20 protein-coding genes and 2 pseudogenes are annotated in these 25712 nt (G+C 68.9%); 9 read left to right on the top strand and 13 right to left on the bottom strand.

Annotation, left to right across the window (positions count from 1 at the left end):
- The first annotated feature begins 497 nt into the window (after nt 1–497).
- The 3 genes from ACFXG1_RS26705 (at nt 498) to ACFXG1_RS26695 (ending at nt 5534) form a co-directional block, all read left to right on the top strand.
- Complete coding sequence (locus ACFXG1_RS26705; RefSeq protein ID WP_384707205.1) at nt 498–1124, top strand: hypothetical protein; 627 nt, start codon at nt 498–500, stop codon at nt 1122–1124.
- A gap of 36 nt (nt 1125–1160) precedes the next feature.
- The gene (locus ACFXG1_RS26700; protein ID WP_384707208.1) at nt 1161–3857 is read left to right on the top strand and encodes a Helicase associated domain protein; all 2697 of its coding nucleotides are present in this window, start codon (nt 1161–1163) and stop codon (nt 3855–3857) included.
- Nucleotides 3858–4232: 375 nt separating this feature from the next.
- Nucleotides 4233–5534: a hypothetical protein gene (locus tag ACFXG1_RS26695; RefSeq protein WP_384707211.1), complete on the top strand. Its 1302-nt coding sequence runs from the start codon at nt 4233–4235 to the stop codon at nt 5532–5534.
- Between the two features lie 52 nt (nt 5535–5586).
- On the opposite strand, the gene ACFXG1_RS26690 is transcribed toward ACFXG1_RS26695, so the two are convergent.
- The gene (locus ACFXG1_RS26690; protein ID WP_384744862.1) at nt 5587–5805 is read right to left on the bottom strand and encodes a hypothetical protein; all 219 of its coding nucleotides are present in this window, start codon (nt 5803–5805) and stop codon (nt 5587–5589) included.
- Nucleotides 5806–6031: 226 nt separating this feature from the next.
- Complete coding sequence (locus tag ACFXG1_RS26685; protein ID WP_384707217.1) at nt 6032–7414, bottom strand: hypothetical protein; 1383 nt, start codon at nt 7412–7414, stop codon at nt 6032–6034.
- A 446-nt stretch (nt 7415–7860) separates the two neighbouring features.
- Between ACFXG1_RS26685 and tpg the strand changes: the two genes are divergently transcribed.
- The gene (gene tpg / locus ACFXG1_RS26680; protein ID WP_384707220.1) at nt 7861–8421 is read left to right on the top strand and encodes a telomere-protecting terminal protein Tpg; all 561 of its coding nucleotides are present in this window, start codon (nt 7861–7863) and stop codon (nt 8419–8421) included.
- A 32-nt stretch (nt 8422–8453) separates the two neighbouring features.
- Here the strand turns inward: tpg and ACFXG1_RS26675 are convergent, their stop codons facing one another.
- The 3 genes and pseudogenes from ACFXG1_RS26675 to ACFXG1_RS26665 all read right to left on the bottom strand — a co-directional run bounded on the left by ACFXG1_RS26675 (nt 8454) and on the right by ACFXG1_RS26665 (nt 11926).
- A complete protein-coding gene (locus ACFXG1_RS26675; protein WP_384707223.1) occupies nt 8454–9563 on the bottom strand; it encodes a hypothetical protein in 1110 nt (369 codons plus the stop codon).
- Between the two features lie 13 nt (nt 9564–9576).
- Nucleotides 9577–10320, bottom strand: a complete 744-nt coding sequence (locus tag ACFXG1_RS26670) for an AAA family ATPase (protein WP_384707226.1) — start codon at nt 10318–10320, stop codon at nt 9577–9579.
- Nucleotides 10317–11926, bottom strand: a pseudogene (locus tag ACFXG1_RS26665) (Mu transposase C-terminal domain-containing protein). The gene ACFXG1_RS26670 and the pseudogene ACFXG1_RS26665 overlap by 4 nt, the downstream one beginning before the upstream one ends.
- A gap of 257 nt (nt 11927–12183) precedes the next feature.
- Between ACFXG1_RS26665 and ACFXG1_RS26660 the strand changes: the two are divergent.
- Nucleotides 12184–12447 carry a transposase gene (locus ACFXG1_RS26660; protein ID WP_384707314.1) on the top strand — a complete coding sequence of 88 codons (264 nt, stop codon included), beginning with the start codon at nt 12184–12186 and terminating at the stop codon, nt 12445–12447.
- A 77-nt stretch (nt 12448–12524) separates the two neighbouring features.
- Here ACFXG1_RS26660 and ACFXG1_RS26655 read toward each other — a convergent pair whose 3' ends face one another.
- A complete protein-coding gene (locus tag ACFXG1_RS26655; protein WP_384707229.1) occupies nt 12525–13526 on the bottom strand; it encodes a helix-turn-helix domain-containing protein in 1002 nt (333 codons plus the stop codon).
- Between the two features lie 263 nt (nt 13527–13789).
- On the opposite strand from ACFXG1_RS26655, the gene ACFXG1_RS26650 reads away from it, so the two are divergent.
- Complete coding sequence (locus tag ACFXG1_RS26650) at nt 13790–14932, top strand: transposase family protein (protein ID WP_384707232.1); 1143 nt, start codon at nt 13790–13792, stop codon at nt 14930–14932.
- Here ACFXG1_RS26650 and ACFXG1_RS26645 read toward each other — a convergent pair.
- The 6 genes and pseudogenes from ACFXG1_RS26645 to ACFXG1_RS26620 form a co-directional block, all read right to left on the bottom strand.
- Nucleotides 14925–15314 carry a S26 family signal peptidase gene (locus ACFXG1_RS26645; protein ID WP_384707235.1) on the bottom strand — a complete coding sequence of 130 codons (390 nt, stop codon included), beginning with the start codon at nt 15312–15314 and terminating at the stop codon, nt 14925–14927. The two genes, ACFXG1_RS26650 and ACFXG1_RS26645, sit on opposite strands and share 8 nt — an antisense overlap.
- A gap of 2 nt (nt 15315–15316) precedes the next feature.
- Complete coding sequence (locus ACFXG1_RS26640; RefSeq protein WP_384707238.1) at nt 15317–17140, bottom strand: ABC transporter ATP-binding protein; 1824 nt, start codon at nt 17138–17140, stop codon at nt 15317–15319.
- A gap of 3 nt (nt 17141–17143) precedes the next feature.
- Nucleotides 17144–17683 carry a TlpA family protein disulfide reductase gene (locus tag ACFXG1_RS26635; RefSeq protein ID WP_384707241.1) on the bottom strand — a complete coding sequence of 180 codons (540 nt, stop codon included), beginning with the start codon at nt 17681–17683 and terminating at the stop codon, nt 17144–17146.
- A gap of 16 nt (nt 17684–17699) precedes the next feature.
- Nucleotides 17700–18221: a MauE/DoxX family redox-associated membrane protein gene (locus ACFXG1_RS26630; RefSeq protein WP_384707244.1), complete on the bottom strand. Its 522-nt coding sequence runs from the start codon at nt 18219–18221 to the stop codon at nt 17700–17702.
- Between the two features lie 68 nt (nt 18222–18289).
- Nucleotides 18290–18493 carry a hypothetical protein gene (locus ACFXG1_RS26625; protein WP_384744857.1) on the bottom strand — a complete coding sequence of 68 codons (204 nt, stop codon included), beginning with the start codon at nt 18491–18493 and terminating at the stop codon, nt 18290–18292.
- 363 nt (nt 18494–18856) lie between these two features.
- Nucleotides 18857–19661 (bottom strand): annotated as a pseudogene (locus ACFXG1_RS26620) (IS630 family transposase); the annotation flags it as partial.
- Between the two features lie 694 nt (nt 19662–20355).
- On the opposite strand from ACFXG1_RS26620, the gene ACFXG1_RS26615 reads away from it, so the two are divergent.
- Together ACFXG1_RS26615 and ACFXG1_RS26610 are read left to right on the top strand one after the other, a co-directional pair.
- On the top strand, nt 20356–20946 hold the full coding sequence (locus ACFXG1_RS26615) for a hypothetical protein (protein ID WP_384707247.1): 591 nt from the start codon (nt 20356–20358) through the stop codon (nt 20944–20946).
- A gap of 236 nt (nt 20947–21182) precedes the next feature.
- Nucleotides 21183–22910: a tetratricopeptide repeat protein gene (locus ACFXG1_RS26610; RefSeq protein ID WP_384744855.1), complete on the top strand. Its 1728-nt coding sequence runs from the start codon at nt 21183–21185 to the stop codon at nt 22908–22910.
- 151 nt (nt 22911–23061) lie between these two features.
- Here the strand turns inward: ACFXG1_RS26610 and ACFXG1_RS26605 are convergent, their stop codons facing one another.
- Nucleotides 23062–23310 carry a hypothetical protein gene (locus ACFXG1_RS26605; RefSeq protein ID WP_384707253.1) on the bottom strand — a complete coding sequence of 83 codons (249 nt, stop codon included), beginning with the start codon at nt 23308–23310 and terminating at the stop codon, nt 23062–23064.
- A 440-nt stretch (nt 23311–23750) separates the two neighbouring features.
- Between ACFXG1_RS26605 and ACFXG1_RS26600 the strand changes: the two genes are divergently transcribed.
- A partial coding sequence (locus tag ACFXG1_RS26600) for a tetratricopeptide repeat protein (RefSeq protein ID WP_384744853.1) occupies nt 23751–25712 on the top strand: 1962 nt, incomplete at its 3' end.

Genomic DNA, 25712 nt, shown 5'->3' with positions numbered 1-25712 from the left:
GTACCACATCGCTTCGCGATGTGCAAGCGAACCACCGCGCTGCGCGCGGTGGTTGCGCTCCCGCTCCGCGGGAGCGCTGACTGCTCGCTGCGCGAGCAGCACCATCCCGACTCCGTCGGGATGGTGACGGCCCGTCCGCTGCGCTCCCGGGCTGGCCCAGTTTTACTAGGCTTCAGCGTGGGCTGCGCTTCGCTTCAGCCTACGGGGCGGGTCCGCTGCGCTCCCCCGCCCAACGATCCTTCCGGCTGCGCCTCCAGGACCGCTGGGGCCCGCTGGCGCGGGCCAGGCTGGCTAGAAGGGGTGGGGTCGCTCGTTCGGGTGGGTTCCGGTATAGCGGGCGCATAGGGGTGATGCAGCATGTATCGTTGGCAGAAACACAGGACATCCCTCAACAACCCGGGAACCTCCCAGCATTCCGAGAGGCACGACCGCAGATGACCGGTCACCACGAATTTACCGGACCTGATCCCGTGCTGAGCAGCGATTCTGTGCGCCGGGTGAGCCAGTATCAGACGGCGGGCACCAACGCGCGGTTGAGGCTGTTCGCGCTCCTGTCCGCCCAGGACGTGCCCGCGAGCGAGGCGGACGACCTGGTGGCCGCGCTGGAGGCCGGGGTCGTCTCCGGGGCGCAGAGCGAGGTCGTCGAGCTCGACGGGATGGCGCCGGCCTCTCGGGGCGAGCTGTTCGCGGACGGCTGGGACGAGGGCGTCACGGCCGTGAGCGAGGCCTTGGTGGTCATCGCGGACCGGGACTGGTCTCGGCGTGGCGGCCGGTCGGCTGGGGCTGCTGAGCTGGCCGTACATATCGCGGACGTGAGGCAGCGTGAGCGGGCCGCTCTGGTGCGGCTGGAGGTGTTCGTCCGGGAGGTCGTGCTGCCGGGCACCTATCCGCACACCATGGCGCGGCGCCGGGTGCTGGAGGCGCTGGGCGAGGCCGGCGGTCTGTGCACGGCCCGGATGCGGAACAGCGATGGGGACGTCATCGTCTGCACACTCGGTGCCGGGCACTACGACCCGGATGACAAGCCGTCGTTCAAGGACGGAAAGCCGGGCGGCTGGCACAAGGCGGATGCGTCGATCTGGAATGACCTGGGCGCGGCCTGTATTCCGCACGCGGCCCTCTGAAAGACCACACGAATTCAGCGCTCGGGGAGACACTAAATGTCAGCGATTCAGCTCAAGGAACACCAGGTTAATCAGCGGGCCGCGTTTAGGAAGTGGGTGGGGTTCCCTGCAAGGTCATCCGTGTCGCCGCAGGGTGCCCGGGGCACGATCGTGTCAGCGACCGGGTCGGGCAAGACGATCATGGCCGCCGCGTGCGCGCTGGAGAGCTTCGCGGACGGCCGGATCCTCGTCACCGTGCCGACCCTGGACCTGCTCGCGCAGACCGCCCAGGCGTGGCGTCTGGTCGGTCATCGGGTGCCGATGGTCGCGGTGTGCTCGCTGGAGAACGACGCGGTGCTGAACGAGTTGGGTGTGCGGACCACCACGAATCCGATCCAGCTCGCCCTGTGGGCCAGGTCCGGGCCCGTGGTCGTATTCGCCACGTACGCCTCTCTCGTGGACCGCGAGGACATCGACGCACCAGAGGGCCAGCGCAAGGTCCGCGGGCCGCTGGAGGCCGCTCTGGCAGGCGGAGAACGGCTCTTCGGCCAGCACATGGACGGATTTTCGCTCGCGATCGTGGACGAGGCCCACGGAACCGCCGGTGATCTCGGCCGTCCGTGGGCGGCGATCCACGACAACCAGCGGATCCCCGCCGACTTCCGCCTCTACCTGACCGCGACACCACGGATCCTTGCCGCTGCCCGCCCGCAGAAGGGCACCGGCGGCCAGGAGGCGGAGATCGCCTCGATGGCCGACGACCCGGACGGAACGTTCGGCGCCTGGCTCCCCGGCGCCGAGCTGGGGCTCTCGGAGGCGATCGAAAGGGAGGTCCTCGCGGGGTTCGAGATCGACGTGCTGGAGATCCGCGACCCCTCCCCCGTGACCGGGGAGTCCGAGGAGGCGCAGCGGGGCCGGCGCCTGGCCCTGTTGCAGACCGCGCTCCTGGAGCACGCCGCCGCGTACAACCTCCGTACGGTCATGACCTTCCACCAGAAGGTGGAAGAGGCTGCCGCGTTCGCGGACAAGCTCCCGGAGACCGCCGCCGAGCTGTACCTCAACGACGCCTCCGACGAGGACCTGGCGAAGGCGGAGAAGCTCCCGAAGTCCTCCATCGACGCCGACTTCTACGAGCTGGAGGCCGGCCGCCACGTCCCCCCGGACCGGGTCTGGTCGGCCTGGCTGTGCGGCGACCACACCGTCGCCGAGCGCCGCGAAGCGCTCCGACAGTTCGCGAACGGCATCAACGCGGCCGGACGCCGGGTCCACCGCGCCTTCCTCGCCAGCGTTCGCGTGCTCGGGGAAGGCGTCGACATCACCGGCGAACGGGGCGTCGACTCGATCTGCTTCGCCGACACCCGCGGCTCCCAGGTCGAGATCGTCCAGAACATCGGCCGCGCACTCCGCCTCAACAAGGACGGCAGCACGAAGATCGCCCGCATCCTCGTGCCCATCTTCCTGGAGCCCGGCGAGGACCCCACCGACATGGTCGCCTCCGCCAGCTTCAAGCCGCTCGTAGCCGTCCTCCAGGGCCTCCGCTCCCACGACGAGCGCCTGGTCGAGCAGCTCGCCTCCCGCGCGCTCACCAGCGGCAAGCGCAAGGTCCACGTCCGGCGCGACGAGAACGGGCGGATCGTCGGGACCAGCGGCGCGGGTCACGGCGAGGACCAGGACGACGACACCGACGCCGCCTCCGAGTCCGCGCTGCTCCACTTCTCCTCCCCGCGCGACGCCGCGACCATCGCCGCCTTCCTGCGCACCCGCGTCTACCGGCCCGAGTCCCTCGTCTGGCTGGAGGGCTACCAGGCCCTCATCCGGTGGCGGAAGGAGAACGGGATCACCGGCGTCCACGCCGTCCCCTACGACACCGAGACCGAGGTCGGCGTCACCAAGGACTTCCCCCTCGGACGCTGGGTGCACCAGCAGCGCAAGGCCCTGCGGGCCGGGGAACTGGAGAACCGACGCAAGACCCTGCTCGACGCCCCGGAAGCCGGAATGCTCTGGGAGCCCGGCGAGGAAGCCTGGGAGACCAAGCTCGCCGCGCTCCGCTCCTACCGGCGGGCGACCGGGCACCTCGCGCCCCGGCAGGACGCCGTGTGGGGCGAGGGCGAGGCGACGGTGCCCATCGGACAGCACATGGCCAACCTCCGCAGGAAGGGCGGCCTCGGGAAGAACCCGCAGCGCGCGGCGGAGCGCGCGGCGCAGCTGACGGAGATCGACCCGGACTGGAACTGCTCCTGGCCGCTGAGCTGGCAGCGGCACTACCGGGTGCTCGCCGACCTGGTCGACGCCGATGGCGTCCTGCCCTACATCGCGCCGGGCGTGGTCTTCGACGGCGATGACATCGGGACGTGGAGGTGGAGGCAGCAGGAGCCGGGCACCTGGGCGCAGCTCCTGCCCGAACAGCGCCACCGCCTGGAGGCGCTGGGCGTACGGGGCGCCAGCCTCCCCGCGGCCATCGCCCCGGCCGAGCTCACCCCGGCACTGGCCGCCGCCCTCAAGGGCCCGAAGAAGCCGGGGAGCAAGGCGGAGGCGGCGTTCCAGCGGGGCCTGGCCGCCCTGGCGGTGTGGGTGGCGAAGGAGGGGCAGCGGCCCGTACCGCGCGGCGCGGTCGTGGACATCACAGTGGACGGCGAGGCGGAGCCGGTACCGGTGAAGCTCGGCGTCTGGATCTCCAACACCAAGAGCCGACGCGACAAACTCAGCTCGGAGCAGCTGGACGCGCTGCGCGAGCTCGGTATGAAGTGGGCGTAACCGGCTGCCCGGCTCGTCGTTGAGCGGGAAGGTCAGTGAAGTGGAGGCTCCGGGCCGTCGTGGCCCCCGGGGCCTTCGCCTTGCCTCCTGATACCGGGCGGCGGTGCAACACGGAGCTGCGACGCGGGCCTCAGACCAGCCTTTGACCGGTGTCCTCTCAGGTCAGAGGTGCAACCTGCTCACGCGTTGCAGAGCTGGTGTTGCGGGTGCGTTGCAGTCACCGGTGCCACGTCGCCGCTGCGCGGCCGTGGCCGGCCCTACCTTCCGGCGCACCCCTCCTGGCTGTCTCACGTCGCCGTCCGGATCGCCGGAAAAGCGTGGCTGGTGAGGACGTTGCGCCGATAGGATCACCCGGCACAAAGGGGGGGGTTGCTGATGGGCAACAAGGTCGTGACTCTGCCGGAGAACCCAAAGGGCGAGGAACTCGAGGACTACATAGCCGCGCTGTTCCAGGCGTCCGGGCACTTCGTGGAGAAACAGATCGTCGAGTCAGATCCGGCCGACATCCTCGAACTCGACATCTTTGCCACCGACTACGGGCCTGAGAAGGCGGTGCGCCGGCTGATCGAGGTGAAGGGCGGAGGCTGGGGCTTCACCGACTTGTTCAAGGTGGTGGGGTGGATGCAGTACCTGGGTCTTGAGCACGGGGCGTTCTTCATGACCCGGTGGGATGACCGGGAATCCGCGCCACGGAAGATGGAGCCGCTCGGTTTGGACGTCGTGTGCTTCGACGACTTCACAACCGCTCCGGGGCTCTTCACGGCGAAGGGGTTCGGTTCCTTCGCGGAGCCAGGACTCATCGGTCTGTGGCGGCACTCCTACGGAGTCGAGCGCAAGTTCGTCAAGCTCATCAACAAGCAGGCACGGGCCGGGGCTGAAGGCGCCAGGGCCGCGAAGACGTACCACCGTCAGATCAACAACGGCACCTTCTTCGCCAGGGCGCCTGAGGAGTCGCTGGCGCTGCTCTACGAGGCGTACGGGGACCATCCCAAGCTGACCCTGGGCTACGCGCACGAGATCGACGGGGGTGGCTTCGACCCGCAGGCGGCCGCGAGGGACAGCCCGAGCTACAAGGCGATGCTCCAGCAGGGCAGTCACCCTGAGTTGCAGGCCTGCATGTACCTGGAACACCGGGCCCGGCTCGCTATCCTCAAGGCCGCCGTGGACTACGCGCTCGCACATCCCGACGGCCCACCTGAGTTCCGCATATCGGAGGACGGCAAGTCCTTCTTCTTTCAGGGGCTGACCTACCACATCCTCCCGAAGACATTCCACGATGGGATCGCGTGGCTGCGAGAGCAGCCCCACTTCACGCGGTACGCAACCTTCTGGCAGCAGTTCCTGTGGGGGTGGGGAGGCTTCTACCTCGATGACAGGACCGGCGAGGAGTTCGAGTGGATGGCGGAGTACTCCGGCATCCCTGCCGACGAGATCCCCACAGCCCTCGAAGCCTTCGACCGCTTCTTCCCGATCCCGAACGGCTGGCTCACCACAGCGGGCCGCACCGACATCCACATGCTCAAGATGGTGCCGTTGATCTTCCAGGGCATCGGCGCCCACCAGCGCCGCATACAGTACAACGTGGTCGACAGCCTGTCCGAGCTGCAGCCGAGCGCCCCGTACACGGCCCCGGACCTAGCGAAACGCATCAGCTGCGCGGTCGACTTCCTGCTATAGGAGTGGGGCCGGCCTGTGCTTCCTCCCACGGCGAAGGCTTGGAGAGCGGCGCTCACCAGTTCATCCGAGGTGAGCGCCGCTCTCGTTGGTGCACTTCCGCCGGCGGCTCACCGGAGGGCTCGCACACTTCTGGGCCGGCGCCTCTCCACTCCACGAAGTCGGGATCGGTGAGGTCCACGTCCTCGGCGTTTTCCAGCCCGGCGGCCGCGAGGAAGACTCTGATGTCGGCCAGCCGGTGCGCGACACCGATCGCGACACCGTCGTAACGCACCCGGCGCCAGCCCTGCTCGTCGGGCGGGTAGACAATCAGCTTCGCGGACAGGCGCCCAGCCTGTTCCCGTCCCTACCCGCCGGCACCCGGCCGCGCTCGAACGGGTGATGCCGTTCCGGGCCGCAGCTGACGGACCGCCACACCGGCGTCTTCGGCTGCGGAGTACGTTCGGAAGTACGGGGTGCGGCCCTGGCCACCGGGGCCGGCCAGGGCAAGGGGCTGTGGTCTACCGCCGGAAGCCTCGTCGAGGGTCCCTGATGCTGCGGTTGTCGAACGGGTCGAACCAGGCGGCCTCCCGAAGGTCGCCCACGCCCATGAACTGGTTTGCGGGGTGTTCGGGGTCCTCTATGCCGGTGAACTTTGAGTGGAACAGCATCAGGACGTCGTGGTCTTGGAACAGCAGGTCGGAGCAGCTGTCCCAGGTGTAATCGTCCTCGTGTTCCGGGAGGCTGTTGTGGTCGTCCTCTGCGGGGCGGTCTTCCAGATAGGTAGGTGCGTCCTCGATGGCCAGGTGCAGGGCCATCTCCTCCGCAGTGCAGGTGGGGTTGGGCCAGTTTCCCTTAGCGAGGTCGGCGGCCAGGTCATCAAAGGCGCGCGCCATCCGCCGTCGCCAACGGTGGTCGGCTGTCCAGGTGAGCGGGGGCAGTCGGTCGAAGACCTCCCACGTTACGGAGTCAGCGTCTGACAGGAACTGGTCCCCCAGACGCTGCGCGTCGTCGTAAGCCTGATCCGCGAGGACGACCAGTGCCGTGTGGAGCAGGTCAGCGGTACGGGGCGTGAGCTGCCATCCACACTCCTCGCATTCCTCGTCCTCGCCCTTGCACGGACAGTCCCGGGTGGCGAAGAGCGCTGCGAAGTTAGGGGTCTGTTCTTCGGCTGCGGGCCGGGTCTGCTGGCCTCGCAGGCGCCAGCCGTGAGTGAAGCGGGTGACGACCGGCGCCGCGCTCCAGTCAGCCAGCTCATCCCCGTCTTCGGCGCAGAGGATCTCCGCGGAGCTCTGCTCTTCGAGGGTCTGGGTTCCGGCGACATGCGGGTCCTCGGTGAGGGTCATCACGGCTCCGATCAGGTCGCGGGGATCGTCGTCATCGAGTTCGGATGCAGGCAGCGGCTCCCAGCCGCGGTCGACAGCAGCGCGCAGGAGAGCGTCCTCGTCGGTGACGTGGAACTCGTGCAGGTGCGCGATCCGCACGACCTTTCCCGGGAGATCCTTCAGCCGCGGGTGCCCCACCGGCCCGGACGCCACGTCGGAGACTGCTTCGTCCTCTGACGGTTCCGGGTCGGGTACCACGAACAAGGTGCCAGGTTCTGTCTGCCAGATGCCGCTCGCGGCCTGGACGACGGCCTGGCGCAGCGAGCCGGCCGGTGCGTCCGGCATCTCAGCCGTGAGGGCCTTCAGTTCGTCTTCGACGGTGGTGGCATCACGTCGGGCCAGGACTCGGCGCAAAATCCCCACCGCTTCAAAGGCATGGTCGGGGTCTTTACAGGTCAGGACAGCAGTCAGGGAACTGGGGCCGTTGTCATGAGCCAGCAGGGCCATCACACGGCTCTTGCTGGACGTGTGCTCACACAGGAAATCGATCGCCTGGGCTACGGGCAGCGATGAAGGCATCGCGGGACTCCAAGGGAAGAGTGCTCGGCGCGCGCCGGACAAGGCGGCACACGCGCACGCGGCAGGGAACCCGCTGGTGGACACGGTACGAACGCGTCCCCGGACGGTCACAAGAAGACTCGAGGAGCCAGCTGGTGCCCCCGCTACGAACGAAGACCCGGACTCGGCCCCTCGACCCTACCCAACCCCCCCGACACTCACACCGCGAATCCGCAGAAACCACCAGCTCCGCCAACCGGTTACCCGACGCCGTCGGCACGTGGCAGATGGCAGATTCTGCAGACCATTCCGTCGCTGGCACGCCGCCGGGGGCTCTTGTAGCCGACTTCGGCCGGTGCTGTCCCAAAGACACCGGAACTGGCGGGCAGGGACCGGCGGCGTGGGAGAACTGACGCTACGGACTGCTGGGTGCCGACCCTGTCGGCTGGCCGCTAGGAGAGGCGGACGTGGGACAGATCGAGCAGGGGCTGGAGCGCGCGTTGCGCACCCGGCCCGTGCCCTCAAGCACCGAGGCCCGCCTGCGTTTCCTGCTGGCGACGCACCGTGGTTCCACCCAGCAGGTGGCCACCGCGCTGGGGGTGTCACAGCGCACCGTGCAGCGGTGGGTGACGAAGAAGCCAGGAGCGCGTGGTCTGCCAGGTCGGATGCAGGTCCGGGCGATCGAAGAAGCAGTCCTGGCACGGTGGCAGCCCCGGGTACGGGCCCGCCAGCGTGCCCGGGCTGAGGCGGAGGGCTTCGTCTTCCATACCCGGGCGCGGTTCGGGTTCGCGGCTCCTGCGGGGTCCTCGGACGATCCGCGGGTGCGGTGGATCACCCAGGATCTGCCGGGAGAGGTGGCCCGGGAGCTGTTCGCCGCCCGGGATGCCGGCGCAGGCGAGCAGCAGCAGCAGACGGTGATCCTGGCCCGTGCGCTGGGACACGCCTACTTTCGCGAATGGGGCCGCCGTGCCCACGGTCTGCACATCGCCTTCAGCGACATCGAGTTCGCTGACTTCTCGATCGACTGACTCTGTCCCGTCGCATAACCGCATCGAAGTGTTCAGTGCCGCGAGGGCCTGACGCGACTGGTCGGCGCTTCGTACCGCTCGGCTTCCTGCCGCTCGCACCAGTCCCACTCCACACGGTCGGCTGGACCTTGGCGGCGGGCCGCGGGCGGCTGAGGCGGGCGCAGTCTGGCCGTCTCCGCCACACGCAGCAGGTGCGCACGGTCAGCTGGCGCGGCGAGCAGTTCCTGGTCCTCGCCGGATACGAGCCGGGTGAAGCATGCCGCCGCTCGCAGGAAGACGCTGGCCCAGGGTGGTACGGGGTGGGTGGCGCAGCCGTCGGTGTAGCGGGCGCGGTCGTGCAGGGCGAGCGTGGCCGCGGCGTCGTCGTAGTCGCGGGAGCGTGCGGTGGCGAGTTGCTGGAGGGATGTGCCGGTGAACAGGGCGGCGGCGACGGCCGCGGCCAGGCGGGGATGTGCGGTCGCTGCGTGGAGGCGGTGGGCGACTTGCTGGGCGGTGTGCGCGGTGAGAGGCACGGGCGGTGGGCGGTGCCGCCAGGCGATCGGGGGCGGGGTGCACGGGTCGGTGCAGGGGCGGGGGCTGTCGTAGGAGACGAGGCGTTCCAGTGCGGGCAGGGTGAGCCACCGGCTGGCCAGCCCGGCGGGTTCGTCTGCGAGTGGGGGTTCGGTGACCGGTGTGCCGTAGTAGTGGCGGCGGGCTGCGTCGAAGTCGGCGGCGAGGGAGTAGTCGGCCGTCCGCAGGGCCTGGTGCAGGGCTGCGGGCAGGTGGGGGCGGTGGCAGACCAGGGTCAGGTGGATACCGGTGAGGGTCTGTAGCTGGAGGAGGCGCATCGTTCGGCGAGTGGTGAGGCGGTGGGCGCGCAGAACGATCAGCCGGGTGACAGGAAGGGCAGTGATCCAAGCCGTGGCGGCTTCCCAGGCGGGCTGACGACCGCTTGAGAAGCGGCCTGGGAGCAGGGGCGGTTTGCTCAGGGCGGCGAGAAGGTCGTGGGCGAGGCCGGTTTCGCTGGTGGTTCCCGGGCCGGGGTGCAGGGTGATCCGGCCGGACGGCGGGTGGTGGGCGGCCAGGGCGGTGTGGGTGTGGATCACGTCGTCATGGCGGTCGATGACCACGGTGAGGGGCGGCAGCGGCGGGGCCGGAGGCATGGTGGTGTGGTGGTCAGGCGAGGCGGCTGAAGGCCCAGCGCAGCAGTTCCTGGTCGATGCGGGGGCGGCCGGTGCGTGCCAGGGCGGTGCGGGTGTGGGCGGTCAGCTGGGCCCAGGCGCGGAAGTTGCCGTGTGCGGCGTGGCTGTCGGCGAAGGTGATGTCGTCGGGGTCGGCGTCGGCCCAGATCGGGTGGAACAGCGGGATGACGTCGATGACCTCGCTGGGGGTGAGGCGGGTGAAGTGCTGCCAGATGAAGATGCGGGAGGAGAGCATCGGTTCGCGGCGCAGCACGGTGTGGCAGCCCTCACCGCCGACGAAGATGATCGCGAGCTGGGTGGAGGGCTCGTCCCACAGGTAGCGGAAGTACTCGAACGCCTCCCCGTTGAGCCACTGTGCTTCGTCGACGAGGAAGGTACGGGGGCGCTCGGCCAGAGCGGTCTTCAGCAGACGGTCGAATTCGCTGGGGTGGCGCGGTGGTTCGCCGGCCAGGTCGAGTGCGGTGAACAGCTCATAGCGCACCGCTCGGGCGGTGGGCCGGGCCCGAAAAGTGATCTTGCGGACGTCCTCGCCGGGTTCGAGTTCACGCAAGCAGGTGTTGACGGCGAGGGTCTTGCCGAAGCCGGCGCCGCCGTGAATGCACATCATGGCCCGCGCGGCGACGGTGTCGCCGATGTTCTCGCGGGCGGTGAGCAGGGCGCGGGTGGTGACCACGGACGCGTCGGGCAGGTCGACGTACTGGTAGGTGGCCGCGGTCACGAGGCGTCTCCGTCTTCGTCGGTGGTGGAAGGTGCGCCCCGCCCGCCCGGGGCGTCAGGGGAAGAAGGGCCGCCCTGGCCGGGTGGAGGCGTATTGCGCTGGTCGGAGCCAGTCAGCGCGGCCAGGGAAGCAGGGGTGCGCCAGTCGGCCGGGGGCGCGGCGGGCGGGATGAGGTCCGGCAGCGCAAGGTCTGACAGGTCAGCGTCAGTGGCCTGGGCGAGTTCGGTCCCGGCCTGGGCGGTTGTCAGTGCGCCGAGCCGCTGTGGGGCTTCGGCCTGCGTGGCGGCGGCGTAACGCTCGCGCTGGGAAGCTTGAAGGTCCTTCTTCAGGCGGCGGGCGCGGGCCGCCCGCGCTCGCCGTACAGCGCTGACCTGCTCCTCGGTGGCTTGGTCGGCCAGGTCCGCGGGACCGAGGTAGCGGCCGGTGGCCGCGTGGTAGACCTCGATGCGGTGGTCGTGGTGGGGCATGAAGCGGATCCGGACCTGGATCCCGGTCTGGCCGGTCATCCACGACCCCACGTAGTCGCGTTTCCTGAAGCGGATGCCGCGGGTGGTCAGCGTGCGGGTGCCGGCGTCCTCCAGGGTGAACGTCCACAAATCCGCGGCCGGCACGTCCCGCAGCGGGGTGGGATCGTCCTGCCACGCCTCAAGCGGGGTCCTCCCCCGCAATGGTGCCGGACGGTGCTCGGTGTTCCACCACAGCGTCCAATCCAGCAGCTGGGCGGTGAAGTCCTCGAAGCCGAGCAGCACCTCGTCCTTCGGACGGGCGGCCCGTTTGCCGGGGCGCGGCTGGCGGGCATAGCCGGGCAGCGCGGCCAGAAACATGCTCTCCACCGCCCGGTTCAGGCCCTCCACAGTGCCCTTGAGGTGCGGGGTGTAGGCGGGCAGGTCCTCAACCGTCACGTCCAGCAGATCGAACGCGGCGGTCACGATCCTCGACAGGAAGTCCTTGCCACGGTCGACACGTACCTTCTCGGGCAGGCCGCCGAACGGGCCGTAGGGGTCCTCGCGCAGGACCGCGGAGCGAAGCGCGGCCAGCACCGACTCCCGCGACGGATGCACCGGCGTCACGGCGACACCGGTGATCGCGTTGGTGGCGCAGTCGGTGAACCAGGTGATCCACGGCCTGCGGGCCCTGCCCTCGACATCGACCAGCACCGGGGCCTGCACGTGGTCGGTCTCCCACACCTGGTTGCGCCAGCCCCGCGGCCGGGCCAGGAACACATCGTGCTTACGAGCCGCCCGCTCACCACCCGCAAGCCCGGCCCGCTCCCCGGCGACAGATCACGGCGGATCGCGCGGTGCAGCGTCGGGATCGACGGAGGCGGCTCCCCCTCGCCCCTGGCCGCACGAGCGGTCAGCTCACGATGAACCGCCGCGACGTTGCCCTTCCACAGCCCCAGCAGAGCCCGGACCTCATCAGTAACCGTGAACCGCCCGGGATACGCAGCCCGCTCCCCCGGCGCCCGAGCCGCAGCATCGTCCCGCTCGGCGGCCGCCAGCCACCGCCACACCGCACGCTCCCGCACCCCGAGCACATCCGCCGCCGACCTCACCTGCCCAGTGGTGAGCTTCCCCTCCCGCCGCAGGGCCAGCAGACGGCGCACCGCCAATCCTCGCAACGCACGAACCGACACAGCCGACAAAACCCCACCCGAACCACCACTCACTCGTTCCGGGGCCGGGTCCTGTTCTGTCTGATCCACACCCCTGAGCACACCAACACCCACCGGCCAGCGGATCAGAACTCACGAAACTGAGACAGCGTCACCCCTCACGCGATAACGCTCCACGACAGCGATGCCCTGCGGATCTCTCACCTCCAGGACAGTGATCCCACGCCCCGAAACAACCCGTGACCAGCATTAACACCTCTAAACCTCACTGTCTCTCACTCCACTGCCACAAAACCGAGAGATCGCACCGAGGCATCGGGCACCGTCTTGCCCGCAAGGGCGTCGAGTCATCCCGCCGCCTGGGCCGTCATCGCTGGGTCGTGGAACGGACCGTGTCGTGGCTGTCCGGGTGCAGACGCCTTCACCGCCGCTACGAGCGCAAGCCGGAGCACTTTCTGGCCTTCACCGCCATCGCCGCAACCCTCATATGCCACCGCAGACTCACCAAGTGAAATGGCGTCTTAGTGCACGCGGGCTGCTGCGGGGCGTTCGTCATTCAGGATGCCGAGGGCGTTGGCATTTGGCCTTGTCAGTCCGCGCAGGGTTGTTGACGATTCGCGCACACCGTGGATGGCAGGTTCCTGTAGTCCCGTGGCGGTGTCCCGTAGGCGGCCCGGAAGAGGCGGCTGAAGTGGGCGGGGTCGGTGAAACCCCAGCGCGCGGCGATGGCCTGGACCGGCAGGGAGAGCATGTTGAGGTCGGACAGGTCGCTGCGGCAGCGTTCCAGACGCCGGTGGCGTATCCAGGCTGCCGGCGATGCGGTGTCCTCGGCGAACAACTGCTGGAGATGCCGCAAGGAGATGTGATGAGCACCCGCGACGGCTCGTGGTGTCAAGTCGGGGTCGGCCAGATGGTCCTCTATGAACATGTTGATCCGGGACCGTAAGGCGCGGCGGTGGGCTTGCGGGTTCAGTGCATCCTCGGCCTCGAAGCAGCGGGCGATCACGGACGCCAGGAGATCCAGAGTCACTGAGGTGAGGGAGGGGACATCGGCTGGAGTGAACTCCGCACCGCGCCTATTGAGGTCGGCCAGCCAGCGGGAGAGAACCCCGCCCATGCCGTGCTGCGCGGGGATCGGCACGGCAGTCAGGTGCTGCACCGTCTTCTCCGGCAGAGGGAGTCGCGAGCGGGGGCACTGAAGGATGAGGGAGGTCCAGTTGCCTGCGCCCGTGTCCATGGTGAGGTCCAGCGGGCGACTGCTGTGCGCCAGCACGATCTGTCCAGGATGGAACGCCGTCTCGCGGCCGTCCTGGGCCAGGCGGCCTCGGCCCGAGATCAGACAGTGGACTTGATAGATCTCCGGGTCGGACTGGCGCACCAGCTTTGAAGTCCGCACGATTTCTAGGTGAGGATTGACGTGTGAACACAAGTGCACATCACCCAAGCGCAAGAGACGTGCCGTAGCGCGGAAGTCATGGTGATCATTGCTGCGGAGGCGATTGATCATATGTGGCCGGGACGTGGCATGGGAGAAGAACTCAAACCGCTCCGATGCCTTCACGATCCCCGTACTGAATTCGGTAACGAGCATGTCCAGCCCCCTGTAGTCGTTCCTCACGAAGAACGTCGCACAGGGGAAATGTGCAGTCCAGCAACAACTCAGTCATATGGGCAAACAGCAGGGATTCGGGGCCGGCCTTCCGGCGTGAGCGCGGGCGTTCCCCCTGGGAGAGTGCCGTAGCCGCCGATTCCGTCAGTCCCGCGAGCTCGTGGGGAGAGGGACGGTGGCTGCTTAACGAGCTCGTGCATGGTTGGCAGTGAGGCGTCCGGCTCTTGATCGTTGATCATGGCCAGGTGGTGGAGAACGCGTCTCGAGCAGTGATCGTCAGCAACCGTCGAATCACCGGTCTGTCCGCTGACGTGATCGCTGAACTTATCTCCGAGGTAGGCCCGTTGTGGCATGAGCGGCACCAGGTCAGGCTGGCGTCGAAGCCGCGGAGGCGAGCCTTGGGAGCCGGTGCGAAGCACCGGCTGGTGTTCGTCGACCGGCTGCTGGCCACGCTGGTCCATCTTCGCCATGGGGTCACCCACGACGTGCTGGCCGGCTGGTTCGGCGTGGACCGCTCCACGATCACCCGGGCCATCGGTGAGGTGCGGCCCCTGCTCGCCGAGCGGGGATGCACCGTCAGCCCTGACGTGCGACTGCGGTCCCTGGCCGAGGTCGTCGACCATCTCGGCGCGAGCGGGAAGACCGGCATTGTCGACGGCACGGAGATCCGAGTCCGTCGGCCAGCCGCTGGACGCAAGGACCGGGACAGGTTCATCTCCGGCAAGAACAAGCAGAACGCCGTCAAGTCCATGGTGGTCACGGACGGTGAAGGCCGCGTCCTGTGGTGCAGTCCAGCCCGTCCCGCAAGCTGCGCGGACATCACCCACGCCCGCCAGCTGGGGCTGGTCAAGCTCCTGGCCGATGGGCCCGCGGTGGAGATCCTGGCCGATGCCGGCTACCAGGGCCTGGGTGCCCAGACCGGTGGCCGGATGGTGACACCGCCGCACCGCAAGTTCAAGAAAGACGCCCCGGACTGGTACGAGGAGATGTACGAGCGACAGCGCAAGGCGCACTCCTCACGCCGCATCCGGGGTCGAGCACGGCATCGCCCGCCTGAAGAACTGGCGGGCACTGGCCCGCCACCTCGGCCGCCGCGAGCACATGAGCGACACCGTCCAGGCCGTCGCCGGCCTGCTGTCCCACCAACAATCCGCAGACCTGGCCGCAGCGCGGCAGATGTGAACACAGAACCACGTCGAACCCTTCGACGCCTCACCGCCAACCATGCACGAGCTCGTTACCCAACCGCACGCCGGGTTCGGAGAGCGGCCTGGGGAAACGGGCTGACGGCAACGTCAGAACCGCGCCCCAGGCCGACTCACCACCTTTGGAATCCAAGATTCCGCGGGTGGGGCCGGTCCTCCGCGGGTGAGGCGCCGGTCAGGTGAGGCGTCGCTCGACCCGGCCCCGTATCCGCCGGGTGGGCACGTACCCGAAGTCGCGGGAGTCATGGCTCCAGGCGGGGTTGTCGCCCAGGACCGCCACCATGCCGTACGGGACGACCGCACCGGCGTTGATGCCCGCGGGAGTGGACTCGCCGCCGATCGCGGCGATCCGTTTGACGATCAGCTGTCCGCTGTCGGGTTCGGGCAGCACGACGATGTCACCGGTTGCCAGTTGGTCGGGGGGAACCCGCCGGAGGAGGACCCTCGTGCCCTCCGGCAGGGCGGGCGTCATGCTCTGGCCGACGACGGTGACGTGTGTGAAGGTGCGTCGTACCCGCCAGAGCGCTCCGACGAGCACCAGGCCGGTCGTGGTGAGCCACCACATGGCTACGTCATCTCCTCGGCTGGTTCCCGGTAGCCCTCGGCCTGGAGGGAAAACATGCGGGCGTAGGTCCCGTCCCGGGCCATCAGGTCGTGGTGCGTGCCCTGCTCGGTGATGCGTCCGCCCTCGATGACGACGAGGAAGCGGGCGTCCCGTACGGCGCTCAACCGGTGGGACACCAGCAGGCTGGTGCGCCCCGCCCGGTGTTCCTGCAAGCCCCGGTGGATCGCGTGCTCGGCTTCGGGGTCGAGCCCGGAACTCGGCTCGTCCAGGATCAGCAGATCGCAGTGCTGTCTCAGGTAGGCCCGAGCGAGGGAGAGGCGTTGCCATTGGCCTCCGGACAGGGTGATGCCGTGGTTGCCCTTCTCGTCGTCCTCGTCCTCCTCGAGGAAGCTGCGGGAGAGCAGCGTTTCGTAGCCACGCGGCAGCCGGGACACGAATGCGTGAGCGCCGGCCTTGTGCGCGGCACCCGTGATCTCCTCGGGGCGGTCGAGCAGGGGGAGGTTGCTCAGGCCGATGTTCTCGCGGGCGGTCAGCTCGTACTGCATGTAGTCCTGGAAGACCGCGCCAATCCGGCTCCGTAGACCCGCTGGGTCCAGGTCCCTTAGATCGGTTCCGTTCCAGAGGATCTGGCCGCGAACGGGGTCGTACATGCGGCAGAGCAGTTTGATCAAGGTGCTCTTGCCTGCTCCGTTTGCTCCGACGATGCCGACGGCCGCGCCGGCGGGGACGGTCAGGTTGATTCCGCTCAGGGCCCAGGGGTGGTCGGGCGAGTACCGGAACCAGACGTCACGGAACTCGATGCAGGTGCTCAGCTCCGGCGTTCGTAGGGGCTGCACGGGTACGGAGAGGTCCGGTGCCGCGCTGATCACGTCCAGGTAGTGCTGGAAGATCAAGAGGTTCTGGTGGGTGACGGCGACGTCCCTGGCGATGCTCACCATCGCCGCCTGCACTCCTGCGACGGCAGCGATCAGGAGGGAGACGTCGCCTATGGTGATCCGGCCGGCCAGGACGGCGGTGGCGGACCACACGATGGCGGTGCCGGTGATGACGGCCGTCAGCGTCCCGGCGGAGGTCTGCAGCAGGAGTTCGCGTCGGTCGAGAGCGGACTGTTCCTCGTTGATGGTCTTCCGCTCGCTGGCCATGCGGCTTCGAAGGAACGTGCTGGAGCCGAAGAGCCGAATCTCTTTGGCGGCCTGGACGCTGGTGAGGAGTTCCCGGTAGAAGATCTCGCGCCGCTGCACGGGGCTGATGCGCCAGAACATCCCCGCCCGACTTCGCGCCAGCCAGATCTCCGTGGCCAGGACCGATGCCCCTGAGGCGAGGACGAGCGCGGGCATCCAGGCGGAGAGCACGAGCATGGAGCCGAGGAAACCCAATATGACGAGCACGGAGCCGATGACGGAGAGCAGTCCGGAAACCGCTGAGCCGGGTGCCGAACCGCCTGCCTGTAGCGCGAGCCTCAGCCGGTCGAGGAACTCGGGCTGTTCGAAACGGGCCATGCCGACGAAACGCTCGGTCGCGGCGAAGAGTCGGTCCTGACTGATCAGCCCCGCCCTGCGTTCGGTCTCCTTGTACGCGTACATGATCCAACGGGGGACCAGGCTGACCACGAGCCCCGTCGCTGCCAGCAGCAGGCTTGTGACCAGGACCCTTCGGTCGGGTGCCGTGCCGCTCGTGACGGAGTCGAGCAGGTCCTTGGTCAACCACGCGGTCACCAGGGGTGCGCCCGAGAAGGACAACGTCAGGACGGCTGCCAGCAGGGTCAGCCAGCGACTGGCCTGCCAGTTCAGACGAATGGCGTGGAGGATCCTCCGTATTCCGGTCATCTCTCAGGAACCGACCGGGATGCCCGTGACGTATTCGATCCGGATGCCGGACGCCTGCACAACGGCGTGGTCATCGAGGACGCCGAAGGCCGGATAGCCGCGAACTCCCAGCGCTGAGCCGACCGGTCCGTCCTTCCCTTCGAGAACGACATGGGCGACGGGTTCCAACATGGCGACCTTGTCGCGCATCGCGTCGGGATCGCCCACGAGGACGGCCACCACCCGACGGGGCGCTCCGGGGAATGTCGCAGCGTATTCCGCGAACAGGGGCAGTCCCTCTTCGCACTCGGGACAGCCCTGAGCAAAGGCGGCGACCAACGTCGGGTCGCCGATCAGCATCTGTTCGGAAACGGACGCGCCCGCTGTGGTAACGGCGGAAAAGCGGGTGACCCTCTCACCGGGGGCGCGCATCACCTGGGGGACGAGTTCCTGCCCGGCTCCGTCGCTGCCCTCCCGGAGCCGCCGAATGATGCCGATGCACAGCACCAGGTTGAAGAGGCACAGCACGCCGACCAACACGAGGAAGGTGATGACGTAGGGCATTGACCTTCTCCTTCTGCTAGGGCTTTACGCTGAAGACGTCGGAGAGTTCGTCTGTGAAGATCACCAGCACGGCCGCGACCAGACCCGCGGCCAACGCCGTGACAGCCCCGGGCCACGCCGGATGGGCTCGGGCAGCCTCCTGTCCGGCCAGGGCCCCCGTGAGCGCCACCGCGGTCAGCAGGGCGTTACGTGCGACGTGAAAGCCGCTCACCGGGGTGCTCGACCGTCCGAAGCACCCGCAGGGCGCTGAGGTTCCACGGCGCACGGCCAGGATCAGAGCCGTCGTGTAGGGAAGCAACAGCAGCACGGCTCCGACGAATCCGTACCTGGCCGATCCGGTGGGGACGAGCAGTGCTATCACGACGACCTCCGCCGCGGACGCCGCGAGGGCCGTGGTCCGTACCGGAAGAACCGGAGCAAGGTCCCGGACGGAGTCCAGGAATTCCGACCAGCCGTTCTTCCGGAGCGTCTTCGTCAGGAACGACACGGCGAAAACTACCCCGATGAGAACACGAGAGGCCAAAAGGACATGGTCCATCGAAGCGTCTCCTCATTGTGGTACTGCGTGCCCGCCCCTCAAAGGGGCGGGCACGCAGCAATGGGAAATCAGCAGTTCCCGCTCCCGCATTCGCTGAACGTGTAATGGATCTTTCCATCGGGGCAGAGGCGGGCGTACTTGCGCCGCCACCACCAGAACGGACAACCACCGTCACACCAGGAATCGACGACCGGGCAGGCGGCGGAGGCCGTTTCGCGTGGTGCGAGGGCGGCAACGAGCCGGTCACTGACCGTGGAAATCGCAGTGAGCATGGTTCACTCCTCTCAACGGATCGTTCTCGGGGATGTTTCACGGGAAGGTGTTGTCATCCCGCGTGCTTCGCCACTGATTCCGGGTAGACCGCCGGTCCACCCGAGAACCCTGGGCGATTGCCCACGATGAGAATGTCGAAGGTGGCGGCCCGGTGTCATTAGCTATTCGCGCACAGGGCTTGTCAATTCGCGCACCAGGGGCGCGCATCGCCCTGCCTTCCCGCGTACCCGCTCGACGGCGTCAGCCTTGCAGGCCATCTGCCGTACGGCGCCGAGGTGCCCGAGCGCGACCTGTTCTGGCGTGGTCCGGGCTGAGCGGGCGCTACGGCGGGGTGAGTGGACCCGAAGGAAAGGGCCTATTGATCAGAAACTCATGGGGTTCACTCGTCGGTGATGAAGCGGACGTGCTGACCGCCGAAGTATCCGCGCACGATGCGAGGTTGGCGTTGTCGGCGGTGGAAGAACCTGCGGGTTTCGGCGGCGAGTTCGGCCTGGTTTCTGGCCCGGTGGGTGTGGGGCAGGCTGCGTTTGAGGTCGGCGTTGACCAGCTCGTCCGGGTTCAGCTTGGGAGAGTACGAAGGCAGGAAGTGCAGTTCGACTTGATTCTTGTGGTCGGCGAGCCAGGCCCGGACGGTCTTCGAGCGGTGGGCCGAGTGGCGGTCGACGATCAGGTGGACCTTGCGGTCGAAGTGCCCGACGAGCCGGGCGAGGAAGCGGCACATGATCTTCGCGTCGAACGACTCGGTGAAGACCATGAAGTGCATCCGGCCGCGGGTGCTGATCGCGGACATCGCGTTCACGGAGAAGCGGTTCCCGGTGCGGCGGACTACCGGCGTCGCGCCTTTGGCTCCCCAGGTGCGGCCGGTGGCCTGGTCCGACCGGATGCCGACCTGGTCGGCGAAGAGCGCTTACCCGTTCTCCGCCTTCGCCCTGGCCCGGATCGCCGGCCACGTCTCCTCGCGCCAGATCCGAACCGCCTCCGGATCCTGCTCGACCGCTCGCTTGTCCGGCCGCTGGAACGTCAGCCCCCACCGTTTGAGGTACTTGCCACCCCCGGCTCGGTGAAGCGGACCCGGTACAGCTTGAAGATCAGCTCACCTATCAGCCGCCGCGTCCACAGCTGACCAGAAAGCCCCAGGTCGGATGGGGTGTGGTCGAGGACGGCCCGGCCCGTACAGGTAAGGAATGGTCTTGGAGACGACGTCGCCGGTGCACTCCTCCGGCTGGAGGCCATCGGGATGGAGCAGGCGATGGAGGCACACCCGGCGCACCGCACCACCGCGTAGCCGCGCATCGGGGACGGCGGTCTTTCGGGCGCCGCACCTGCACCACCGCACCGCGCATCGTGGTGCGCGGTGGGCACCGCTGCCATGCCCTCAATGCCCACCGAGGCAGGGGCCGGGCGGCGAGATACCGATCAGAGTGTCCCCGGTTCACGAAACCCCTTGACCACGTACGCCCACCCAACGCGCCATGCCCGATTTACCCCTTGACCACCTCTTGACCAGACGATCCGTCCCCCAGCCCGCCCCAGGCGTCATGGGGCGCCCGGCCCCGGTGGCGGTTCACCGGGGCGCGGCCCGCCCGGGTGGAGTCCACTCAGCCCATGACGAGAGTGGACTCCACCGGCCACGCCCATCATCGCGGGAACGCCATCGAGTGAGCAGATTCCCGGCCGGTGGGGAGCTCCGGCAGCCACGTACGTGCCGGATGGCTGGCCCGTCCGGCTGAACCGCTGAACCGCAACTGCTCGCGGGGCTACGGTGTTCACCACCTCACAGCTGCCCGGGCAGACGGACGGACACCGTTCTCGGTGGGCCTAGTGGGTGGTGATCCGATAAGTGTGCGGGGAGGAAGTGCTGATGGCGGGGGGCGGAGTGGGTCGGGGTCGACTGTGGGCCGTGGTGGTGGTCGCCGGTCTCGCGGCAGTGGGGCTGGTGGCACTCCCGTTCGTGACGGATCTGAATACCGGGGCCCTGGTGGCAGGGATCGCCGGGGCGGTCGTCGCCTTGGCGGCTCTCGTCGTCGCCGTGCTCGCGCTCGCCCGCACTCCCGCACCGGGCACACCACCCGGGAGTGCAGTCGGCGGGAGGCGGGTGCGCGCGGGGCAGGGCGGGATCGCGGTCGGCGGGAACATCACGGGCAGCGCGCTCGGCGAGCAGTCCCAGGTGACCGTGCCCCCGCAGGTCCCGGGCACGGCCGACGCCGGAGACGGCAGCGGTGGCAGTGGCAGTGGCAGTGGCAGTGGCAGTGGCAGTGTGGACGTCCAGGCCGGGCCCGGGGGTATCGCCGCCGGAGGCAGCATCACCGGCAGCGCCCTTGGGCCCGGCTCCCGCGTCACCCACACCCCCCAGCCACAGCAGCAGCCATCTCCCACGGCCCCCTCCGACGGCACCACACCCGACAACCGCCAGGACGGCACGCGACCCGAGCGGGAAGGCACCGGCCGGTGACCCCGTCGTTCTGGAAGTCGAGGAAGAAGCAGCCCTCGCCCGAACCCGACAGCGCGCAGGGAACGGCCGCAGGCACGCAGGGCGACGGACCGACCGGGTCCGTCGACGAGCGCGCCGCGCCCACTGCACCGCCCCTTCCTGTCGGACAGGCCACTCCGGACACCGCGCGCGAAGGCCAGCCCGTACCGTCCTCTCCCCCGGGCCCACCGTCGGCGGTCAGCGTGGGGCCGGGCGGGGTGGGTGCCGGCGGGGACATCACCGGGAGCGCGCTCGGTGACGGCGGCCAGGTCCAGCACATCAACGAACAGCACATCCACCATCACCCGGACGTCCGGGAAGGGGTGGTGTGGCCAGTTGTGGCCGGGCAGATCCCACAGCTGGCCTCAGCGTCGCAGCTGCGGACTGCGGTGCGGGAGGAGGTGGAGGCGGCCCGCGCGGCGGGGGGGTCGGTGGTTCTGACGCAGGTGCTGTCCGGTGGGGGCGGGGTCGGCAAGACCCAGCTCGCCGCCGCCTACGCCCACCAGGCCCTCCGCGAGGAACACGCTGATCTGGTGGTCTGGGTCGCCGCCGCCGAGGAGCAGCAGATCGTCGCCGCGTACGCCCGGGCCGCGAGCCTGGTCCAGGCCCCCGGTGCGGCCGGTACGGACCCGGAGGGCGACGCGCGCGCGTTCCTGACCTGGCTCGCCACCACGCAGCGGCGGTGGATGGTCGTCCTTGACGACATCGCCGATCCGGGAGCGGTGCGGCGGTGGTGGCCAGCGGGTCATGCGAGGGTGGGGTGGGCACTGGCGACGACGCGGCTGGAGGACGCCGCGATCACCGGCGGCGGACGCACCCGCGTCCGCGTGGACGTCTACACACCGGGCGAAGCGGGCGCGTACCTGCGGGAGCGCCTCGCAGCCGAGGGCGTTGTACAGCTCCTCGACGAAGGTGTCGGGGAGCTGGCCTCAGCGCTCGGGTTCCTGCCGCTGGCGCTCGGGCACGCCGCCGCCTACATGATCAACCAGCATCTCACCGCCGGTGAGTATCTCGACAGGTTCGCCGACGCCCAGACCCGGCTGGACCAGGTCCTGCCAGCATCAGCGGACACCGAGGACTACGGGCGCACCGTGGCCGCCACGCTCCTGGTGGGTCTGGACGCCGTCCGTGCAGTCGATACCACCGGGCTCGCCGAACCCGCCGTCCAGCTGATCTCCCTCCTCGACCCCGCCGGACACCCCGCCCGACTGTGGGAGACCGGACCTGTCCTTGACCACCTCGCCCAGCACCGGGCAGCAGCACCCGTGCCTGCTGCGGAGGCTGCCCCGTCCGCTTCTGCCGGGGACGGGCAGTTGCCGGCGCACACCGATGGAACCGGGGACGGGGAGGAACCGCAGAGGCCGGACGCCGGTAAGAACCGCGCCGCGCTACGGGTACTGCACCGCTACGCCCTCATCACCCACATGCCCGAGGAAACGTCCCGGGTGGTGCGGGTCCATGCGCTCACCGCCCGCGCGGTCCGCGAAACCCTCACCGACGCACAGCTCGGACACACCGCGAAAGCGGCGGCCGACGGGCTCCTCGCCTGCTGGCCCGACCCCGACACCCACCCCGACCACCATGAGCTGGCCGCAGCCCTCCGTGCCAACGCCGACACCCACCTCTGGTACCCCGGCGGACACGTTGTCTTATTCCGGGCCGGACGCAGCCTGAACGACGCGGGCCTCCACACCGCCGCCGTCGCCCGCTGGCAACAGCTGAAAATCACCAGCGAGCGCATCCTCGGACCCGAACACCCCGACACCCTCACCACCCGCAACAACCTCGCCCACTCCTACTGGCAAGACGGCCGCACCCAGGACGCCACCCGCATCGAAGAACAACTCCTCACCGACCACCAACGCATCCTCGGACCCGAACACCCTGACACCGTCGGGGCCCGGGCGGCGCTGGCACAGTGGCAGGAGGAGCCGGGCAAAGGGTAGGGGAAGGCGGATGAGCAACCCGTAGCGCGCAGTGCCCAGGAGCGTTTCCCCCTGGTTGGTGCGACGGCGTGGTGACTTAGGTCCCCGTTCCGCCGGGCGGTCTCCCACCGCCCGGCAGCAGTACCGCCGGGCGGCGCGACAGTCCCGGCCGTCACGGCTGCACGCCACCCCGGCCCTGATTCTGACCGTGGCCGTGGCCGGACTGCTGCTCGTGCCCGTGCCCCTGGCGGCGCGGGCCCACCGCCGGTTCGGCGGCCGGGCCCGCGAGTTCCCCGTCGGCCAAGGCGCGGCTGCGGGCCTCGGTGGTGGCGGTGAGTTTGGCAAGGGCAGCGAGGCGTTCCGGGGAGGTCGTCCATGTCTCCGGATCGGTCGTCCGGCCCTCCGCGTACTCCTGGGGCATCGCGGCCTGGAGGTGGGCGTGGACGGCGGCGGACCGCTGTGCCGGGGTGAGGGCAGTGTCCCGGCCGGGGTGGTCGACGGCGTGCGACGTGGTCCTACGGCCTGGCGGTGGTCGCCGGTCAGCCCCACATCATCTGGCGACGTATCAGCACCCACGACATCTTCACCGGCCCGTGACGCCGGGTTGTGTCGGGTGCGGTGCGAAGAGGGCGCCGCCGCTGGTGGACCGGTAACCGGGAGAGATCTGGGACTTGCCTGACAGACGGAGTTCGCGGTTGAAGAATGGTGGGCTGCGAGGCGTTGCTGCCTGCTGTCGTATCAAAAAAAGAAGCTTTGTGTGATGGGGGTGCGGGGATGTCGGGTTCGGGCGCTCGGAGTCCGTCGCGGGGTGCGTTGATCCGGCAGCGCGCGAAGGGACGGTTCGAGGGGCGGCGTGCTCAGGTGGCGCTGTTCACGGAGAACTTGTCGAAGGATCCTTTGTCCGCAGAGGATCCGGCGGAGTTCCTGTTCCACGTGAGTGGAGTTGGTGGGGTGGGCAAGTCGACCCTGCTGCGGCAGTGGCAGAGCGCTGCCGAGCGTGCTGGCGCGGTCACGGCTGTGGTGGACGAGGACGATGTCCACGGCGTGCAGCAGGCCCTGGTCGAGTTGGTCCGGCAGATGGCGCGGCAGGAGGGCCCGTGTAAGGAGTTCGACAAGGCCGTCGAGCAGTGGCGGCGTGAACAGACGGCACAGGTGGAGCCGACGCCCGTGGAGGGTGAGGCGTCGGTGTCAAGCCGGGTGGTGTCGCAGGCGGCGCTGGGAGCGGTGTCGTTGATCCCGGGCGTCGGTGTCGCGACGGCCATGGCGAATCCGGATGCGGCGGCCCAGGGGCTGGACCGCCTGAGGTCGGCGTCTCGGTCCCGTGGGCAGCGGCGCGGCGCTCGGGACGAGATGGGTTTAAGCCGGGCGTTCGTCGCGGAGCTGGAGCGGTTGTGTCGTCGGCAGCGGTGGGTGGTGCTGTTCTTCGATACGTGGGAGCAGACGGCGCAGTACCTGTCCGGCTGGCTGCTGAGTCTGCTGGACGAGGAGTTCGGTCCGGTGCCGGCGAATGTCATGGTGGTGCTGGCGGGCCGGGATCAGCTCGCGGAGCGGCAGTGGGCGCCATTGCGGGACCAGATCGCCGATGTTCCGTTGGAGGTCTTCACCGAGGCGGAGACGCGCGGGCTGCTGGCGGCGCGGGGTGTGACCGACGCCGGGGTTGTGGATGCGGTACTGCGGCTGTCGATGGGACTGCCCCTGCTGGTGGATCTCCTCGCTCTGGCTCGTCCGCACACCGCCGAGGATGTGGACGCGGGCGGGCATCTCGTCGATGTGGCCGTCGAGCGCTTCGTGCAATGGATCCCGAACCCGGAGAAGCGCGAGGCCGTACTGGCGTGCGCGCTGCCCCTGCGGTTGAACGAAGACGTCTTCGCCGCCGCGACCAGTGAGCCGGGTATCGAGGGGCTGTGGGCGTGGCTGTGCGGGCAGCCGTTCGTCAGCGGCCGGGGCGACTTCAAGCACTACCACGCGGTAGTCCGTGCCAGCATGATCCGGCAGCAGCGCGCCCGCTCGCCGCAGCGCTGGACCACGGCGCATCTGCAGCTCGCCGACACCCACGCCACCTGGCGCCGCGGATACGAGGAACAGACCGCTGTGGCGGAACGCTGGAAGGATGCGACCTGGCGCCAACACCAAAGAGACGAGACCTACCACCGGCTGTGCGCAGACCCCGGGACCTATCTGCCACAAGCGCTGGAGCAGGTGGTCCATGCCGCGGGCCAGGACACCGCCGTGCTCCGGCAGTGGGTCGAGGCCCTCGTGCAGGCCGGCCAGGACACCCCCGACGCCGAACTCGTCCGCTGGTCCGAACGCCTGCAGCACACGCTCAACGAAGAAGAAGCGGCACTCTCCTGCCTCAGGCTGCTCCTCACTCGCGGCCAGTTGAGCACGGAGGCCCGGAGCTGGGCCCACACCTACCGGGGACGCATCCTCTACTTCGCAGACCGCGATGAAGAAGCCGTCACCGAACTCGACCATGCCATCGCCCACAATCCCGGGAACGCCCACGCCTGGGCATGGCGCGGGCGCTGCCATCTCTGGCTGGATGGCCTTGACCAGGCCATCACCGACCTCACCGCAGCCATCGAAATCGACCCCACCAACGCCTGGGCACTCGCACGCCGCGGAGAAACACACCGACAAGCAGGCCAGTACGACCAAGCCATCACCGACTTCACAGCCGCCCTCGAAATCGACCCCACCAGCGCCTGGGCACTCGGCTCCCGCGGCCAAGCACATCAAGAAGCGGGCCGGTACGACCAAGCCGTCACCGACCTCACAGCCGCCCTCGAAATCGACCCCACCTACGCCTGGGCACTCGCACTC

It is taken from the genome of Streptomyces sp. NPDC059248 (assembly GCF_042753905.1).
In the GTDB taxonomy this organism is placed as follows: domain Bacteria; phylum Actinomycetota; class Actinomycetes; order Streptomycetales; family Streptomycetaceae; genus Streptomyces.
The sequence above is the reverse complement of the archived record's forward strand: the minus strand, read 5'-3'. Positions and strand labels throughout refer to the sequence as shown.